Source organism: Rhodococcus sp. BP-349 (assembly GCF_019835845.1).
Classification (GTDB): domain Bacteria; phylum Actinomycetota; class Actinomycetes; order Mycobacteriales; family Mycobacteriaceae; genus Rhodococcoides.
In genome coordinates, this window is the sequence record NZ_JABUDR010000002.1 from 834,682 (window position 1) to 850,595 (window position 15,914).

Annotated in this window: 21 protein-coding genes; 16 read left to right on the top strand and 5 right to left on the bottom strand. The window is 66.6% G+C overall.

Annotated features, from left to right (window positions below):
* Window positions 1–104: 104 nt before the first annotated feature.
* The gene (locus HQ325_RS14320) at window positions 105–1,403 is read right to left on the bottom strand and encodes an AIM24 family protein (RefSeq protein WP_222631077.1); all 1,299 of its coding nucleotides are present in this window, start codon (window positions 1,401–1,403) and stop codon (window positions 105–107) included.
* Window positions 1,404–1,587: 184 nt separating this feature from the next.
* Here HQ325_RS14320 and rplN point away from each other — a divergent pair, with 184 nt between their 5' ends.
* Genes rplN through HQ325_RS14340 form a run of 4 tightly spaced genes read left to right on the top strand, consistent with a single transcriptional unit; the run spans window position 1,588 to window position 3,028 of the window.
* Window positions 1,588–1,956: a 50S ribosomal protein L14 gene (rplN, locus tag HQ325_RS14325; RefSeq protein ID WP_027504662.1), complete on the top strand. Its 369-nt coding sequence runs from the start codon at window positions 1,588–1,590 to the stop codon at window positions 1,954–1,956.
* Window position 1,957: 1 nt separating this feature from the next.
* Window positions 1,958–2,272 carry a 50S ribosomal protein L24 gene (rplX, locus tag HQ325_RS14330; RefSeq protein WP_027504663.1) on the top strand — a complete coding sequence of 105 codons (315 nt, stop codon included), beginning with the start codon at window positions 1,958–1,960 and terminating at the stop codon, window positions 2,270–2,272.
* Window positions 2,272–2,838, top strand: a complete 567-nt coding sequence (gene rplE, locus HQ325_RS14335; RefSeq protein ID WP_222630470.1) for a 50S ribosomal protein L5 — start codon at window positions 2,272–2,274, stop codon at window positions 2,836–2,838. The genes rplX and rplE overlap by 1 nt, the downstream gene beginning before the upstream one ends.
* Before the next feature lie 4 nt (window positions 2,839–2,842).
* A complete protein-coding gene (locus HQ325_RS14340; RefSeq protein WP_027504665.1) occupies window positions 2,843–3,028 on the top strand; it encodes a type Z 30S ribosomal protein S14 in 186 nt (61 codons plus the stop codon).
* A 29-nt stretch (window positions 3,029–3,057) separates the two neighbouring features.
* Here the strand turns inward: HQ325_RS14340 and HQ325_RS14345 are convergent, their stop codons facing one another.
* Complete coding sequence (locus tag HQ325_RS14345; protein WP_222630471.1) at window positions 3,058–3,201, bottom strand: DUF1905 domain-containing protein; 144 nt, start codon at window positions 3,199–3,201, stop codon at window positions 3,058–3,060.
* Window positions 3,202–3,295: 94 nt separating this feature from the next.
* Between HQ325_RS14345 and HQ325_RS14350 the strand changes: the two genes are divergently transcribed.
* A complete protein-coding gene (locus tag HQ325_RS14350; RefSeq protein ID WP_222630472.1) occupies window positions 3,296–4,810 on the top strand; it encodes an APC family permease in 1,515 nt (504 codons plus the stop codon).
* Between the two features lie 72 nt (window positions 4,811–4,882).
* Here HQ325_RS14350 and HQ325_RS14355 read toward each other — a convergent pair whose 3' ends face one another.
* On the bottom strand, window positions 4,883–5,359 hold the full coding sequence (locus HQ325_RS14355) for a hypothetical protein (RefSeq protein WP_222630473.1): 477 nt from the start codon (window positions 5,357–5,359) through the stop codon (window positions 4,883–4,885).
* 933 nt (window positions 5,360–6,292) lie between these two features.
* On the opposite strand from HQ325_RS14355, the gene rpsH reads away from it, so the two are divergent.
* From rpsH to map, 9 genes are all read left to right on the top strand, one after another.
* On the top strand, window positions 6,293–6,691 hold the full coding sequence (gene rpsH / locus HQ325_RS14360; RefSeq protein ID WP_027504667.1) for a 30S ribosomal protein S8: 399 nt from the start codon (window positions 6,293–6,295) through the stop codon (window positions 6,689–6,691).
* 14 nt (window positions 6,692–6,705) lie between these two features.
* Window positions 6,706–7,245, top strand: coding sequence for a 50S ribosomal protein L6 (gene rplF / locus HQ325_RS14365; protein WP_222630474.1), 540 nt, complete (start codon window positions 6,706–6,708; stop codon window positions 7,243–7,245).
* Window positions 7,245–7,667: a 50S ribosomal protein L18 gene (rplR, locus tag HQ325_RS14370; RefSeq protein ID WP_222630475.1), complete on the top strand. Its 423-nt coding sequence runs from the start codon at window positions 7,245–7,247 to the stop codon at window positions 7,665–7,667. Before rplF ends, rplR begins: the two co-directional genes overlap by 1 nt.
* 46 nt (window positions 7,668–7,713) lie before the next feature.
* Window positions 7,714–8,391: a 30S ribosomal protein S5 gene (gene rpsE, locus HQ325_RS14375; RefSeq protein WP_204868928.1), complete on the top strand. Its 678-nt coding sequence runs from the start codon at window positions 7,714–7,716 to the stop codon at window positions 8,389–8,391.
* Window positions 8,384–8,569, top strand: coding sequence for a 50S ribosomal protein L30 (rpmD, locus tag HQ325_RS14380; RefSeq protein ID WP_027504671.1), 186 nt, complete (start codon window positions 8,384–8,386; stop codon window positions 8,567–8,569). The genes rpsE and rpmD overlap by 8 nt, the downstream gene beginning before the upstream one ends.
* Window positions 8,566–9,009 carry a 50S ribosomal protein L15 gene (gene rplO, locus HQ325_RS14385; RefSeq protein ID WP_027504672.1) on the top strand — a complete coding sequence of 148 codons (444 nt, stop codon included), beginning with the start codon at window positions 8,566–8,568 and terminating at the stop codon, window positions 9,007–9,009. The genes rpmD and rplO overlap by 4 nt, the downstream gene beginning before the upstream one ends.
* A 236-nt stretch (window positions 9,010–9,245) precedes the next feature.
* Entirely contained in the window at window positions 9,246–10,568 is a 1,323-nt protein-coding gene (secY, locus tag HQ325_RS14390; RefSeq protein ID WP_027504673.1) for a preprotein translocase subunit SecY, read from the top strand.
* The gene (locus tag HQ325_RS14395; RefSeq protein WP_204868926.1) at window positions 10,565–11,122 is read left to right on the top strand and encodes an adenylate kinase; all 558 of its coding nucleotides are present in this window, start codon (window positions 10,565–10,567) and stop codon (window positions 11,120–11,122) included. The genes secY and HQ325_RS14395 overlap by 4 nt, the downstream gene beginning before the upstream one ends.
* 3 nt (window positions 11,123–11,125) lie before the next feature.
* On the top strand, window positions 11,126–11,920 hold the full coding sequence (gene map / locus HQ325_RS14400; RefSeq protein WP_222630476.1) for a type I methionyl aminopeptidase: 795 nt from the start codon (window positions 11,126–11,128) through the stop codon (window positions 11,918–11,920).
* 28 nt (window positions 11,921–11,948) lie between these two features.
* Here map and HQ325_RS14405 read toward each other — a convergent pair whose 3' ends face one another.
* The gene (locus HQ325_RS14405; protein ID WP_222630478.1) at window positions 11,949–12,968 is read right to left on the bottom strand and encodes a glutathione S-transferase family protein; all 1,020 of its coding nucleotides are present in this window, start codon (window positions 12,966–12,968) and stop codon (window positions 11,949–11,951) included.
* A 9-nt stretch (window positions 12,969–12,977) separates the two neighbouring features.
* Complete coding sequence (locus HQ325_RS14410) at window positions 12,978–13,694, bottom strand: GNAT family N-acetyltransferase (protein WP_222630480.1); 717 nt, start codon at window positions 13,692–13,694, stop codon at window positions 12,978–12,980.
* Window positions 13,695–13,778: 84 nt separating this feature from the next.
* Here HQ325_RS14410 and HQ325_RS14415 point away from each other — a divergent pair, with 84 nt between their 5' ends.
* Window positions 13,779–14,369: a PadR family transcriptional regulator gene (locus HQ325_RS14415; RefSeq protein WP_308014429.1), complete on the top strand. Its 591-nt coding sequence runs from the start codon at window positions 13,779–13,781 to the stop codon at window positions 14,367–14,369.
* Window positions 14,366–15,889 (top strand): MFS transporter, encoded by a 1,524-nt coding sequence (locus HQ325_RS14420; protein ID WP_222630482.1) that lies wholly within the window; start codon window positions 14,366–14,368, stop codon window positions 15,887–15,889. The genes HQ325_RS14415 and HQ325_RS14420 overlap by 4 nt, the downstream gene beginning before the upstream one ends.
* Window positions 15,890–15,914 lie beyond the last annotated feature (25 nt).

The following is a 15,914-nucleotide window of genomic DNA, read 5'->3' on the forward strand; positions in this document are numbered from 1 at the left end:
GGACCGGCCATCGCCCCGCGGCCGATTTCGGCCGACTTCAGGCCTGCCCTGTCGGTTACCATCCCCGAAACCGTACCCGGGGACGGGAACCCGTGTCGCGCGGGTCACCGTCCGAGCAGGCCACCCAGCGCGCCGCCGACACCGGCCTGCTGCCCGCCGCCCGTGCCGCCGACGAACCCGCCGGGCGGCTGCTCCGACGGCTGCACGACGACGAACCCCTGCCCGGAGAACTGCAGGGTGAAGCGCTCGCCGGTGCTGCGGCCGATGAGGGTGCCGAAGTTGAGTTGATCGTTGCTCTTCACCGAGGTCTGCAGGCTCGACGACCACGCGACCGCAGCCTGCGGATCCGCGAAGGTGGGCTGGTCGACGTTCAGCACGACGGGTTGCCCGTCGGTGGTGATGGCGATGCGCCCCTGCCCGGTGAAGATACAGTTGAACAGGCCCGCGTTGCTGCTGGCGGCCGCACCCTGGACCCGGCCGATGCGGTACGACAGCGACGAGTCGAACGCGAGCACGTTGGCGCCGTTGATGGTGAGACCGTCGCTGCCGTCGAGGTCGATGATGTGCACGTCCTGCGCGGCGTTCGCGAGGAAGAGGTCGCCGCGACCGGACACCTTCATCAGTGGCACGCCCTCGCCCGTCACCGTGCGACGGATCATGTTGCCGATGCCGCCGGATCCCTGCGCCTCGAACTTCAGGTCGCCCTGGTAAGCCACCATCGATCCCGAGCGCGCCATGATCTCGCCGTTCATCGCGATGCGGGCCATCTTGCTGCCCTGCTTCTGGATGCCGACGCCCTGGACCTCGGCGTGGGTGGGGGCGAACAGTTCACTTCTCACGGCCAGTGCTCCCTGCGTCGGTACGGGTGGTGGTGCTGATGCTGTGGTGGGGACGACGGTCGGTGCCGGCGTTGGTGTCGGCGCGGGCTCGTCGTCGACGGTGATGCCGAAGTTCGTCGCGATCCCCGCGAGTCCGTCGTCGAAGCCCTGGCCCACGGCGCGGACCTTCCAGGCGTCGCCGCGTCGGTAGATCTCGACGCACACGACGGCGGTCTCGCTCGTGAGCCCACTCATCCGGAACGACAGGTCCGGCCCGATGGAGATGGTCGGCTCCAGGCCGCCGAACGTGACGGGGCCCGATCCGTCCAGACTGGCGGTGACGGCCACGGTGTCGACGTCGCGGGGCACCGCGCGGGTGTCCACGCGGATACCGCCGCTGCCGTACGTCACGCCGGGGCCGACCGGGTTGTTGAAGAAGACGAGGTCCGCGTCCGATCGAACCCGGCCCGCGGAGTTCAGCAGCAACGCCGAGACGTCCACGGCGGCGCCGGACACGGAGATGTCGAGGCTGTCCGAGGGTGCGGGGCGGTTCTCCCCCCGTGCGAGGCTGTCCACGGATCTCAGTGTGCCACCGGCGCCTGACAGAGTCCTGTGCCGTCGCGCGTGGTGGGGGATTTGGATCCCGTCCGCGTGTTCCCTACACTAGAGCGGTTGCCCGTGGTAGACGCATGCGTCGGCCAGGGCCGCAGACCGCGCGTGTCGGGTCGGTATCCGGCACGTACGTACATCCAGGTCACCAAGGAGACCCATGATTCAGCAGGAGTCGCGGCTTCGCGTCGCCGACAACACGGGTGCCAAGGAAATCTTGTGCATTCGCGTTCTCGGTGGCTCGTCACGCCGTTACGCCGGGATCGGCGACGTCATCGTCGCCACCGTCAAGGACGCGATCCCCGGTGGAAACATCAAGAAGGGCGAGGTCGTCAAGGCCGTCATCGTCCGCACCACGAAGGAGCGTCGCCGCGCCGACGGTTCGTACATCAAGTTCGACGAGAACGCTGCCGTTCTCATCAAGCCTGACAACGATCCCCGCGGTACCCGCATCTTCGGCCCGGTCGGCCGCGAGCTGCGCGAGAAGAAGTTCATGCGCATCGTGTCGCTGGCTCCGGAGGTGTTGTGAGATGAAGGTGCACAAGGGCGACACGGTTCTCGTCATCTCCGGTAAGGACAAGGGAGCGAAGGGCAAGGTCATCACGGCCTACCCCGAGACCTCCAAGGTCCTCGTCGAGGGCGTCAACCGTATCAAGAAGCACACCGCTGTCTCGGCCAACGAGCGCGGCGCCTCCTCGGGCGGCATCGTCACGCAGGAAGCCCCCATTCACGTTTCCAACGTCGCGGTCATCGACTCGGACGGCAACCCCACCCGCGTGGGCTACCGCACCGACGACAACGGCAAGCGCGTTCGGATTTCCCGTAAGAACGGGAAGGACATCTGATGACGACCACCGAGAACAAGCTGGTTCCGCGCCTGAAGACTCGCTACCGCGAGGAGATCAAGGACGCGCTGAACACCGAGTTCGAGTACGCCAACGTCATGCAGATCCCCGGCATCGTCAAGGTCGTCGTCAACATGGGTGTCGGCGACGCCGCCCGTGACGCGAAGCTGATCAACGGTGCGGTCGCAGACCTCGCCGCGATCACCGGCCAGAAGCCCGAGATCCGCAAGGCCCGCAAGTCCATCGCGCAGTTCAAGCTCCGCGAGGGCATGCCCATCGGCGCGCGCGTCACGCTGCGCGGCGACCGTATGTGGGAGTTCCTGGACCGTCTCGTGTCCATCGCGCTTCCCCGCATCAGGGACTTCCGTGGCCTGTCGGGCACGCAGTTCGACGGCAACGGCAACTACACGTTCGGCCTGAACGAGCAGTCGATGTTCCACGAGATCGACGTCGACAAGATCGATCGCCCTCGCGGCATGGACATCACCGTCGTCACGACGGCCACCAACAACGACGAAGGCCGCGCGCTGCTCAAGCACCTCGGCTTCCCGTTCAAGGAGAACTGAGCGTATGGCTAAGAAGGCACTGGTCAACAAGGCCAACAAGAAGCCGAAGTTCGCGGTTCGTGCGTACACCCGCTGCCAGCGTTGCGGCCGTCCGCACTCCGTGTTCCGCAAGTTCGGCCTCTGCCGTATCTGCGTGCGCGAGATGGCGCACCGCGGCGAGCTCCCCGGAGTGCACAAGAGCTCCTGGTGATCTGATCCCCATCTGAAAGGCCCGGGCCGTCACGGCTCGGGCCTTTCGGCGTTCAGGACGGTCACCGCCACCTTCGGGCGCTTCCCGCCTCCCAAGGCCTCCACCGCCTCGTCCGGAATCCGGAATCCAGCGGTATTTCCCCCGGTCGACACCAACTCGGTGCGTATCTTCATGGTCGCAATCCCTCCTGCGTGTCCGCACCATATGCCTCGCGTGGACACGGCGCCGGGCTTAGGGTTGCGCGACGGGGGAGCGAGCGGAGGAAAGATGACTCAGACCGCGGAGACCGAGACCTCGGCCACGCCGGAACTCAAGCGGGTCCTCGGACCCGGACTGCTGTTGCTCTTCATCGTCGGCGACATCCTGGGCGCCGGCGTCTACGCCGTGACCGGCGACATGATCGCCAACGTCGGCGGAATGGCGTGGCTGCCGTTCATCCTCGCCTTCGTCGTGGCGACGCTGACCGCGTTCTCCTATCTCGAGCTGGTGTGCAAGTATCCGCAGGCCGCCGGCGCCGCGCTGTACACGCACAAAGCCTTCGGCATCCACTTCGCGACGTTCCTCGTCGCGTTCGCGGTCATCTGCTCCGGCATCACCAGCGCCTCGACGTCGTCGAACGTGGTGGCGGGCAACCTGTTGGCCGGCCTGCACGAGACCTTCAGTGCCGAGGACGGTATCGGGTGGTTCGACGTACCCACCGGCGACACAGCGCAATTGGTGGTCGCACTGGCCTTCATGTTGCTGCTCGCGGCGATCAATCTGCGCGGTGTCGGCGAGTCCGTCAAGTTCAACGTGATCCTGACGATCATCGAGATGGCGGCACTGGCCATCGTCATCGCGATCGGCTTCGTCGCGGTGGGAAGTGGCAGCGCCGAGGGCGACATCGCGAATCTTGTCGTGTTCGACGACGCCAACGAGAAGGGCTGGTTCCTCGCCGTCACCGTCGCGACCACCATTGCGTTCTTCGCGATGGTCGGCTTCGAGGACTCGGTGAACATGGTCGAGGAGACCAAGGAGCCCGAGAAGATCTTCCCGAAGATGATGCTCTCCGGACTCGGCATCGCCTGCCTCATCTACGTTCTCGTCGTCGTGGCCGTGATCGCGGTCCTGCCGCTGGACTACGACTCCGGCAGCGAGGGCATCCTGCTCCACGTCGTGCGACTCGGCGCACCGGGACTGCCGATCGACGAGATCTTCCCGTACCTGACGGTGTTCGCCGTCGCCAACACCGCGCTCATCAACATGCTGATGGCGAGTCGGTTGATCTACGGCCTCGGGCGTCAGCGCATCCTGCCGAAGTCGCTGAGCGCGGTTCTGCCGACGCGTCGCTCGCCGTGGGCGGCCATCATGTTCTCCACCGTCATGGCACTGGTGCTGATCGTGGTGGTCAACCAGCTGCAGGGGAACTCGGTCGTCAGCGCTCTGTCCGGAACGACCGGGCTGCTGCTGCTCTGCGTGTTCGCGGTGGTCAACGTCGCCAACCTGGTGCTCAAGCGCAAGAAGGAGACGACGGGCTTCAGTGCGCCGCTGTGGGTTCCGGTGACGGGCGGCACGTTGTGCCTGTTCCTCGTCGGACCGTGGGCGCGGACCGATGCGCAGATGATCCAGTACCGCATCGCCGGCGCGATGCTGCTCCTCGGTGTGGCGCTGTGGGTGGTGACGTTCTTCGTCAACCGTGCCACGCAGGGCAAGTCGCGCTTCATCGACGTGGATGCGCTCGACCGCGACGAGAAGGCGAATCTCGGTGACCGGGTGCGTGATCGGGGAGACGGCAAGGACTGACAGGCGGGGGTCGACCCGCGCACGAGACGAGCCCCGGACCTCCATGAGGACCGGGGCTCGCGTCGTCGAACGTCAGCTCTCGAAGATGTCCAGCGGGAGTGATCCGCCGCCGCCACCGATCGGCGGGAGGACGGGGGGCAGTTCGCCTTCCGGAAGCACGGTGACGGGGAGGTCGACCAGCGTGCTGACCGGCGTGCCGCCGTCGTCACACGTCACCCCGACGTTGTAGAGCCCGGCGTCGAGTCCGTCGATGGTGATGTCGCCGAGCGCAGGAGCGAAGGGAAGAACCGTCTCGGCGGGGCCCGACGCGCTCACCGTGTTGGTCTCGTCGCCCACTTCGGTCGCGGTGACGGTGCAGTCCACTGCGCCCGTGAAGGCCACCAGCGGTGTCACGGTCACCACCGTGGTGATCGATTCGACGCCGGGCGTGGGCACTGCAACGACGGCAAGCACCGCAGCCGACGCCGTTCCCGACCCCGCCAACAGCGCCGCAGCTGCTGCCGCTCCCACCATGCCGACCTTGCCGAATGTGCGTGCACCAGTCTTCACATCGTCCTCCATCACTCGTCGTACCCGATAAACGTCGTGAATGGACCTTAAAAGGCTCAATGGCAATGGTGGAGCGAAACGGACCAACCGGTCATCGAACTTGGTTCCCCGGCGGAACCCGACGATGTTGCGGTGAAACGAGGTGTCTGTCGACTGTGTCGCTCGGCTCTGCCGGACGGTCACCGACATTGCCGCGGCTGCCATCGCGACGCGCTTTCGTCACGTGAGAGTCGAGACGCGCGATCATGGCCGACGAAAGCGTCCCGGGTTCGTGGATGCGCTCGAACCGCGCGGCACCAGCACAACCCGAGCTCGTCCTGTCACTGCGCACACCTTCCGGTGGGCGCACACCCCTTACCGCAGGCGGGAGGGGGTGCTCTGCCACCGGAACCGGTGTGCACACCCCCTGCGGCACTGGTGGGCCTCGCGCTCCTGCCGCGCCCAGCACCCCGTCGACACCGACCGTGCACCCCTTCCCGCGGGCGCACACCCTTTACCGCAGGCGGGAGGGGGTGCTCGGTCACCGGAACCGGTGTGCGCACCCCCTGCAGCACTGGTGGGCCTCGAGCCCGGCACCCCCGTCGACACCGACCGTGCACCCCTTCCCGCGGGCGCACTCCAGCACCGGCACCACCCGCCCTACCTGCACCGATTTGGTCTCCGCAGGTCACTCCCTTACACTTGACCGGTTGCCCGGGTACCGTCATGCCTGCATACGACCCGAGCTACTCAGGTTTCTTGCCATGATGCTCGAAACACCCGCCAGTGCTCACGTCTGCACTGGCAGGAGCGCAACCCCTGACCGGCAACAGTCGGTCAGGACAGAACACTTCGCTGTAGGCCCACGACGGGACGAGTCAGGCCCTGCTACCAGGGCACCAGCTCGCACGTGCTGCATGGGAACCGCTGCGAGAAAGGGCCATGAACTCTGTCATGACCATGACCGACCCCATCGCAGACTTCTTGACGCGTCTGCGCAACGCCAATTCGGCGTACCACGATCAGGTGAAGCTGCCTCACTCGAAGATCAAGGCGAACATCGCCGAGATCCTCAAGCGTGAGGGCTACATCTCCGAGTACCGCACCGAGGACGCCGAGGTGGGCAAGACCCTCATCGTCGACCTCAAGTACGGCCCCAGCCGCGAGCGCAGCCTCGCCGGTGTGCGTCGGGTGTCCAAGCCCGGACTGCGTGTGTACGCAAAATCCACCAATCTGCCCAAGGTGCTCGGCGGCCTCGGCGTGGCGATCATCTCCACGTCCACCGGCCTGCTGACCGATCGCCAGGCGGCCAATCAGGGCGTCGGCGGCGAAGTCCTCGCGTACGTCTGGTAAGGGAGGCCACCACTATGTCGCGTATCGGAAAGCTTCCTGTGACAGTTCCCGCCGGAGTCGATGTCACCATCGCCGGCCAGGATGTCACCGTCAAGGGACCCAAGGGCACCTTGAGTCTCACCATCGCCGAGCCGATCTCCATCGCCAAGAACGATGACGGATCCCTCTCGGTCAACCGGCCTGACGACGAGCGTCGTAGCCGCTCGCTCCACGGCCTCTCGCGCACTCTCGTCGCGAACCTCATCACGGGTGTGACCGCTGGTTACACCACGAAGATGGAGATTCACGGCGTCGGTTACCGCGTGGCTCTGAAGGGCAGCGACCTCGAGTTCGCTCTCGGCTACAGCCACCCGGTGCCGATCACGGCGCCCGACGGCATCACCTTCGCGGTCGAGACGCCCACCCGATTCTCGGTCTCGGGTATCGACAAGCAGAAGGTCGGCCAGATCTCTGCCAACATCCGTCGTCTCCGTCGTCCCGACCCGTACAAGGGCAAGGGCGTTCGGTACGAGGGTGAGCAGATCCGCCGCAAGGTCGGAAAGACAGGTAAGTGATGAGCAACTCCGCAGCAACGAAGGGTTCCGACGCGAACCCGAAGCGCATCCCGCTGGGCAAGGACGCCTCCACGCGTCGTCGCCTGTCCAAGACGCGCCGCCACTTCCGTCTTCGCAAGAAGGTCTCCGGAACCGCAGAGCGTCCCCGTCTGGTCGTCAACCGTTCCTCGCGTCACCTGCACGCACAGCTGATCGACGATCTGACCGGCCGCACTCTCGCGTCCGCGTCCAGCATCGAGGCCGATGTGCGCGCGACCGAGGGCGACAAGAAGGCCCGTGGCGCCAAGGTCGGCACTCTCATCGCCGAGCGTGCCAAGGCGGCCGGCATCGAGGCAGTGGTCTTCGACCGCGGTGGCCACGGTTACGCCGGACGCATCGCGGCACTCGCCGATGCAGCTCGCGAAGGCGGGCTGACGTTCTGATGACCAACGCAGCGAAGACTCAGCTCACCAACGGAAGGACAGCCTGATGCCGGGACGTCAACGGCGTGACGGCGGCAGCGGACCCGCCGGAGCCAACAGTGGACCCAACGCGGCCGGAGGTGACAACCGTGGCGGTGGAGACAACCGCGGCGGCGGTCGCGGCGGTCGCGATCAGCGTGGCGGAAACGCCCCGGAGAAGAACAACCTCGAGCGCGTGGTCGCGATCAACCGCGTCTCCAAGGTCGTGAAGGGTGGTCGTCGCTTCAGCTTCACCGCCCTCGTGATCGTCGGAGACGGCAACGGACTGGTCGGCGTCGGCTACGGCAAGGCCAAGGAAGTTCCCGCAGCCATTCAGAAGGGTGTCGAGGAGGCTCGCAAGAGCTTCTTCCGCGTCCCGCTGATCGGTAGCACGATCACGCACCCCGTCCAGGGTGAGGCTGCGGCCGGTGTGGTCATGCTGCGCCCGGCAAGCCCCGGTACCGGTGTCATCGCCGGTGGCGCGGTGCGTGCCGTGCTCGAGTGTGCAGGTGTCCACGACATCCTCGCCAAGTCGCTGGGTAGCGACAACGCGATCAACGTCGTGCACGCCACCGTTGCAGCTCTCAAGAGCCTGCAGCGTCCGGAAGAGGTCGCGGCACGTCGTGGTCTGCCGATCGAGGACGTCGCTCCCGCCGGCATGCTGCGCGCTCGCGCCCAGGCAGCAGCAGGAGCAGCTCATGGCTGACCTCAGAGTGACCCAGATCAAGAGCACCATCGGTCAGAAGAAGAACCAGCGTGACAGCATTCGCACGCTGGGCCTCAAGAAGATCCGCCAGTCGGTGATTCGCGAGGACACCCCGCAGACCCGCGGGCTGATCAACGTGGTGCGTCACCTCGTCGTCGTTGAGGAGGTCACCAAGTGACCATCAAATTGCATCATCTTCGCCCCGCACCGGGTTCGAAGAGCGCCAAGATCCGCGTCGGTCGCGGTGAAGGCGGAAAGCGCGGCAAGACCGCAGGTCGTGGCACCAAGGGCACGGGCGCTCGCAAGAACGTCCCGGCCGGCTTCGAGGGTGGCCAGATGCCGATCCACATGCGGCTGCCGAAGCTCAAGGGCTTCACCAACCGCAACCGGGTCGAGTACCAGGTCGTGAACCTGGTCGACATCGAGCGACTGTTCCCCGAGGGTGGCGAGATCTCCAAGGACGATCTGGTCGCCAAGGGTGCGGTGCGCAAGAACCGTCTCGTCAAGATCCTGGGCGACGGCGACCTGTCGGTGAAGGTGTCCATCACCGCCGACAAGTTCACCGGCAGTGCCAAGGAAAAGATCAACGCAGCCGGCGGATCCGTCACCGAGTTGTGAGTTCGGCGGTCCGCCCACTCGACGAGCGGGCGGACCTCCGGCAGTACGGACCGATGGCCGTGGTACGACTCTCGTGCTGCGGCCATCGGCCGTTCGGTGTCTCGGCCGTTCGTTGCCACGGTGAGTGGCTGTCCGGCTCGGCCCGGACTGCGCACTCCGCGGCGCTGTTAGAGTTCGACGGGGTGCCCGTGCGCCCCGACCATCTCCCTCGTTAGTCACCCCGTCCAGGAGGATCGTTGCTTTCCGCCTTTGTGTCGGCCCTCAGGACACCTGACCTGAGACGGAAGATCCTCTTCACTCTCGGCCTCATCGCGCTGTACCGCTTCGGTGCGACGCTGCCGTCGCCCGGTGTCGACTACGGCAACGTCCGCCAGTGCATCGACCAGGTGTCGGGCGGCGACTCCGCCGGCATCTACTCGCTGATCAACCTGTTCTCGGGCGGCGCGCTGTTGCAGCTGTCCGTGTTCGCGATCGGCATCATGCCCTTCATCACCGCGAGCATCATCGTCCAGCTCCTCACCGTGGTCATCCCGCGGTTCGAGGAACTCCGCAAGGAGGGCCAGGCCGGCCAGGCGAAGATGACGCAGTACACGCGCTATCTCTCCATCGCGCTGGCGATCCTGCAGGCCACGGGTCTCGTGGCTCTCGCCTCGCGCGGCCAGCTGCTCCAGGGCTGCAACCTCGACATCATCGCCGACTCGTCCATCTTCGGACTGGTCACCATCGTGCTCGTCATGACCGCGGGCGCTGCCCTGGTCATGTGGTTCGGCGAGCTCATCACCGAGCGCGGCGTCGGCAACGGCATGTCGCTGCTCATCTTCGCCGGTATCGCGTCGCGCATCCCGTCCGAGGGTAAGTCGATTCTCGACAGCCGCGGCGGCATCGTCTTCGCGCTCGTCTGCCTCGCCGCTCTCGCCATCATCATCGGCGTCGTCTTCGTCGAGCAGGGCCAGCGCCGCATCCCGGTGCAGTACGCCAAGCGCATGGTCGGCCGCCGCATGTACGGCGGCTCGTCCACCTACCTGCCGCTGAAGGTCAACCAGGCCGGCGTCATCCCGGTGATCTTCGCGTCGTCGCTGCTGTACCTCCCCAATCTCATCGCCCAGCTGACCAATGCCAGCACGGCGGCGGATCCGAGCTGGTGGCAACGCGCCATCAACACGTATCTGGTGAACCCGGCGAACCCGGTGTACATCGCGATCTATTTCGGCCTCATCGTCTTCTTCACCTACTTCTACGTCGCCATCACGTTCAACCCCGAGGAACGTGCCGACGAGATGAAGAAGTACGGCGGATTCATCCCGGGCATCAGGCCGGGACGTCCGACGGCCGACTACCTCAATTTCGTTCTCAGTCGCATCACGCTGCCCGGTGCCATCTACCTCGGCACCATCGCTGTGCTTCCCAACCTGTTCCTCGACATCGGTAACTCCGGTGGCGCCCAGAACCTGCCGTTCGGCGGAACCGCGGTGCTCATCATGGTGAGCGTGGGACTCGACACGGTGAAGCAGATCGAAAGCCAGCTGATGCAGCGCAACTACGAAGGGTTCCTCAAGTGAGACTCGTCCTCCTCGGTCCTCCCGGAGCAGGCAAAGGTACGCAGGCGACGCTGCTGTCGGAGAAGCTGGGCATTCCCCACGTCTCGACGGGCGATCTCTTCCGCGCGAACATCGGCCAGAAGACGCCCCTGGGCATCGAGGCCAAGAAGTACCTCGACGCCGGCGACCTGGTCCCCAGTGCGTTGACCGTGGACATGGTGCGCGACCGGCTGGCCGAGCCCGACGCCACCAACGGGTTCATCCTCGACGGCTTCCCGCGATCGACCGATCAGGCCGACTCCCTCGCCTCCATCCTCGAGGACGCGGGTACGACGCTCGACGCCGTCGTCTCCTTCGTCATCGACGAGGACGTCGTGGTCGAGCGCATGCTCGCCCGTGGGCGCGAGGACGACAAGGAGAGCGTCATCCGGAACCGGATGAAGGTCTACCGCGACGAGACGGCTCCGCTGCTCGAGTACTACAAGGGCCACGGTCGCCTCGTGACGGTCGACGCCGTGGGTGAGGTCGAGGACGTGAACAAGAAGGTCATCGACGCGATCCAGGGCGACGACTGACCCATGGCTTTCGGACGCAAGCGCAAGGTGGTCCCGTTCCGCAGCGCCGGTGAGCTCGATGCCATGGCTGCGGCCGGGGCCGTCGTGGGGGCCGCTCTCGTCGCTGTGCGCGACGCGGCGAAGCCCGGCGTGTCCACGCTCGAACTCGACGCTGTCGCCGAGTCGGTCATTCGCGACGCCGGCGCCGTGCCGTCGTTCCTCGGGTACCACGGCTTCACGGGCAGCATCTGCAGCTCGATCAACGACCGCGTCGTGCACGGCATCCCGAGTTCCTCCGACGTGCTCGTCGAGGGCGACCTGATCTCGATCGATTGCGGGGCCATTCTCGACGGTTGGCACGGCGACTCCGCCTGGACCTTCGGGGTCGGCACCGTCATCGAGGCGGACGAGCAGCTGAGCGAGGCGACTCGCCTGTCGATGGAGGCCGGAATCGCCGCGATGCTCCCGGGCAATCGCCTGACCGACGTCTCGTACGCCATCGAGCAGGGCACGCTGGCCGCCTCGGCGGCGCACGGCCGTTCCTACGGCATCGTCGACGGTTACGGTGGCCACGGCATCGGCCGCGAGATGCACATGGAGCCGTTCCTCGCCAACGAGGGTGCGCCGGGCAAGGGCCCCGAGCTGGTGGTGGGCTCGACGCTCGCCATCGAGCCGATGCTGACACTGGGCACCCACGAGACCCGCGTGCTGGACGACGACTGGACCGTCGTGACCACCGACGGCTCGCGCTCCGCGCACTGGGAGCACACGGTCGCGGTCACCGAGGACGGGCCGAGAATTCTCACTCTGCGTCCCTGACGCAGATCCTCCCGACCCGTCCGGGACGTCAGGCCCAGTGCTCGGCGGGAACCGTCTCCGACTCCTTCGGCGGCGGCGGAGGCGTGCCGTCTCCGAACGGCCTGCCGCCCAACGCTTCCCGGCCGTGTGGGCTCAACCAGCTCGACAGGTTCGGCCCCTTGGGCACGATGCCGGTCGGATTGATGTCGGTGTGCACCTCGTAATAGTGCGACTTGATGTGGGCGAAGTCGGTGGTGTCGCCGAACCCCGGCGTCTGGAACAGGTCCCGGGCGTACGCCCACAGCACCGGCATCTCGGACAGCTTGCTGCGATTGCACTTGAAGTGGCCGTGGTACACCGGATCGAACCGGGCCAATGTCGTGAACAGCCGCACGTCTGCCTCGGTGATGGTGTCGCCCACCAGGAATCGCTGGTTCTCCAGTCGCTCGCTCAACCAGTCCAGCCGTGAGAACAGGGCGTCGTACGCCTTCTCGTACGCGCTCTGCGAGCCGGCGAAGCCGCACTTGTAGACGCCGTTGTTGACGTCGTGGAAGATCAGCTCGGCGACCTCGTCGATTTCCCCGCGCAGCGCTTCCGGGTAGAGATCGGGTGCGCCCTCGCGATGGAACTGCGTCCATTCCGTCGAGAAGTCCAGCGTCATCTGCGGGTAGTCGTTGGTCACGACCTGGCCGGTGGACACCTCCACCATCGCCGGGACCGTGATGCCGCGCGGGTAGTCCGGGAAGCGCGCGAAGAAGGCGTCCTGCAGGCGCGGGATCTTCAGGACGGGATCGAGTCCGTCGGGGTCGAGATCGAACGTCCAGCTCCGCTTGTCGTGGGTGGGTCCGCACACACCCATCGAGATCGCGTCCTCGAGGCCGAGGAGTCTGCGCACGATGATCGCGCGGTTGGCCCAGGGGCACGCACGAGCGACGACGAGGCGGTAGCGGCCGGCTTCGACGGGATAGCCGTCGCGCCCGTCCGCGGTGATGCGGTCTTCGATGTAGTTCGTGTCGCGGTCGAAGCCGCCCTTCTCCACGTAGGACGGGGTGCCGCTGTCGGTGCTCATGGTCGTAACTTACCCGGGGTCGGTCAATTCCATCCCGATGTGCACGCCCAGTTCCGTGAAGCCGAGTGAGAGCCCGAACAGTCGAGCGGTGGCGTTGTCCATGGGCACGGACCACTGCGGGACGAGTCCCGCGTCGATGGCCTCGTTCGTGGCCAATCGTGCGGCGGTCGAGCCGTAGCCGCGCCGACGGCGGGACGGCACCGTCACCGCGACGGTGTCGGCGAGGAATCCTCGCCATTCGACATACCCGGCCGCGGCCGCGGGGAGTGCGTCGTCCTCGCCGTCGGCGTCGTCGAACACCGTGAACCACGAGTCGACGCCGACCGCGCGGATTCCGGTGGCGTCGTCGGGAGGCACCAGTGCGAGGACGCGGTCCACATCGTGCCCGTCGTGGGAGATCAGAGGGTGTTCGACGCGCACGTCGTCGCGACTGTCGTCGAGGAAGGCGAGGACCTGTGGTCCACCGCAACGACCGCGGCGCTGTCCCGCGAGCTCGGCGAGACCGTCCCGCGTCGCGAGCACGTCGTTGCCCAGTGCCTCGGCGCGGTCGAGGATGTCACCGGGTCCGACCAGCACGGCGTGGCCGTCCAGGACGACGAACGTGAGGCGGGTCGCATCGTCGTCGACCACGTGCAACCGCTCTGCGTCGTCGAGCGAGGCGTCGTCGGGAAGACCCAGTTCTCGCGCCCAGGCGAGACGGACGATGTCGATCTGGTGGGAGTTCATCGCCGTCCACGCTAGCGCCGCTTGTGGTGGCCATGTTCGGCGCCGTATATTCCAGACGGAGTATGTAGTGAGGGGGGATTCGGTGTGGAACGCGTGACGCCGCTGGCCATCGCCGTGCTCGCGTGCTTGTTCGAGCGGCCGATGCACCCGTACGAGATGTATCAGCTCCTGCTCGAGCGCAAGGACGACCGGCTCCTCAAAGTGCGTCCGGGGTCGCTGTACCACGCGGTCGACCGCCTGGCGGAGCGCGAGCTGATCGTCGCGGTCGGCACCGAGCGGGAAGGTAATCGGCCCGAGCGCACCACCTACTCGGTGACCGACTCGGGTCGGGCGGCACTGTCGGACACCCTGCGTACTCTCCTGGCGGAACCGACGCCCGAGTACTCGCAGTTCACCCTCGCCCTGTCCGAGTCGCACAACCTCCCCGGGCCGGAGGTCGCGGCACTCGTCCGTACCCGTATCGCTCTGCTGGAGAAGGATCTCGACGAGATGCGCGTCATCGATGCGATGGCCGTCGATCGCCACGTTCCGCGGCTCTTCTCCGTGGGCCTCGACTACACCCTCGCCCTGCGCGAGGCCGAACTCACCTGGCTCCGGGCCTTCGTCGACGACATCGACTCCGGACGTCTTCCCTGGCTGGACAGCATCCTCACCGAACGACAGGACCACCGATGACCAGCACCACCAGCCCGGCCGTGAAGGAGGCGTCCCCCTGGATCGCGCTCTGGACCCTGTGCCTGGGCTTCTTCATGATTCTCGTGGACACCACCATCGTCGCCGTCGCGCAGCCGGCGATCCTCGAGGGTCTGCAGACCGACATCTCGAACGTCATCTGGGTGACCAGTGCGTACCTGCTCGCGTACGCGGTACCGCTCCTCGTGACCGGCCGTCTGGGCGACCGGTTCGGACCGAAGAACCTCTACATCGGCGGGCTCGTCGTCTTCACTCTCGCCTCGCTGTGGTGTGGCGTCTCGGGGTCGATCGAGATGCTCATCGCCGCGCGCGCCGTGCAGGGCCTGGGCGCCGCGATGATCACGCCGCAGACCATGGCCGTCATCACCCGCATCTTCCCCAAGGACAAGCGCGGTGCCGCGATGGGTGCCTGGGGCGCGGTCGCCGGCGTCGCCACCCTGGTCGGTCCGCTGCTCGGCGGCGTGCTGGTCGACGCGTTCGGGTGGGAGTGGATCTTCTTCATCAACCTCCCCGTCGGTGTCGTCGCCATCGCACTGGCCGTCAAATTCGTGCCGACGCTCCCCACCAACGACCACAAGTTCGACATCCCCGGCGTCGTGCTGTCCGCCGCCGGCCTGTTCTTCATCGTCTTCGGTCTGCAGGAGGGTCAGAAGTACGACTGGAACGGGTGGATCTGGACCTCCATCGCCGTCGGTGTGGTCGTCTTCGCCGCGTTCATCGTGTGGCAGTCGCGCAACCGCAACGAGCCTCTGGTGCCGCTCGGGTTGTTCCGCGACCGGAACTTCTCGCTCAGCAACATCGGCATCGCGGCCATGGGCTTCGCGATGACGGGCATGATGCTGCCGATCATGTTCTACGCGCAGAGCGTCACCGGACTGACGCCCACGCGTTCGGCCCTGCTGTTCGTGCCCATGGCGGTGCTCACCGGCGTGCTCGCGCCCAACGTCGGCCGTCTGGTGGACCGCGTGCACCCGCGCTACATCGCCGGCACCGGCCTGACTCTGCTCACCGTCGCCCTCGTCTGGCTCGCGATGGAGATGACACCGACCACGGCGATCGTCCGGCTCCTCATGCCCATCGCACTGATGGGTGTGGCCAACGCGCTCATCTGGTCTCCGCTCGGTGCCACGGCCACCCGCAACCTGCCGATGTCGCAGGCCGGCGCGGGCAGCGGCGTCTACAACACCACCCGCATGATCGGGTCCGTGCTGGGCAGTGCGGGTATCGGCGTGCTGATGCAGTCCCGCATCTCCGCCGAGGTGCCGTTCGCCGGTGCGGCCGGCGCGTCGGGCGAGCTGTCCACGGGCCGGGTTCCGGCACAGGTGGCGGAACCGTTCGCCACCGCGCTCGCCCAGTCGCTGTACCTCCCGGCCGCGGTCCTGCTGGTCGGAGCGATCGCGACGCTCTTCTACGCGCGCCCCAACTTCGGTGGGCACGGGGCTGCGATTCCGGATCCGTCGGTCGAGGCGAGTGTTCCGGCGGGGACGACCCCCGTCCGCTGAGGCGGGCAGGCCGGAGGCCGGTCGG

What these genes read in the sequence shown, in the direction of transcription:
- rplE (WP_222630470.1), top strand. Translation starts at nt 2,272, where the DNA reads ATGACGACCACCGAGAACAAGCTGGTTCCGCGCCTGAAGACTCGCTAC.
- HQ325_RS14345 (WP_222630471.1), bottom strand. Translation starts at nt 3,201, where the DNA reads ATGAAGATACGCACCGAGTTGGTGTCGACCGGGGGAAATACCGCTGGA.
- rpsH (WP_027504667.1), top strand. Translation starts at nt 6,293, where the DNA reads ATGACCATGACCGACCCCATCGCAGACTTCTTGACGCGTCTGCGCAAC.
- rplX (WP_027504663.1), top strand. Translation starts at nt 1,958, where the DNA reads ATGAAGGTGCACAAGGGCGACACGGTTCTCGTCATCTCCGGTAAGGAC.
- rpmD (WP_027504671.1), top strand. Translation starts at nt 8,384, where the DNA reads ATGGCTGACCTCAGAGTGACCCAGATCAAGAGCACCATCGGTCAGAAG.
- rplN (WP_027504662.1), top strand. Translation starts at nt 1,588, where the DNA reads ATGATTCAGCAGGAGTCGCGGCTTCGCGTCGCCGACAACACGGGTGCC.
- map (WP_222630476.1), top strand. Translation starts at nt 11,126, where the DNA reads ATGGCTTTCGGACGCAAGCGCAAGGTGGTCCCGTTCCGCAGCGCCGGT.
- HQ325_RS14420 (WP_222630482.1), top strand. Translation starts at nt 14,366, where the DNA reads ATGACCAGCACCACCAGCCCGGCCGTGAAGGAGGCGTCCCCCTGGATC.
- rpsE (WP_204868928.1), top strand. Translation starts at nt 7,714, where the DNA reads ATGCCGGGACGTCAACGGCGTGACGGCGGCAGCGGACCCGCCGGAGCC.
- rplF (WP_222630474.1), top strand. Translation starts at nt 6,706, where the DNA reads ATGTCGCGTATCGGAAAGCTTCCTGTGACAGTTCCCGCCGGAGTCGAT.
- HQ325_RS14350 (WP_222630472.1), top strand. Translation starts at nt 3,296, where the DNA reads ATGACTCAGACCGCGGAGACCGAGACCTCGGCCACGCCGGAACTCAAG.
- rplR (WP_222630475.1), top strand. Translation starts at nt 7,245, where the DNA reads ATGAGCAACTCCGCAGCAACGAAGGGTTCCGACGCGAACCCGAAGCGC.
- HQ325_RS14340 (WP_027504665.1), top strand. Translation starts at nt 2,843, where the DNA reads ATGGCTAAGAAGGCACTGGTCAACAAGGCCAACAAGAAGCCGAAGTTC.
- HQ325_RS14410 (WP_222630480.1), bottom strand. Translation starts at nt 13,694, where the DNA reads ATGAACTCCCACCAGATCGACATCGTCCGTCTCGCCTGGGCGCGAGAA.
- HQ325_RS14405 (WP_222630478.1), bottom strand. Translation starts at nt 12,968, where the DNA reads ATGAGCACCGACAGCGGCACCCCGTCCTACGTGGAGAAGGGCGGCTTC.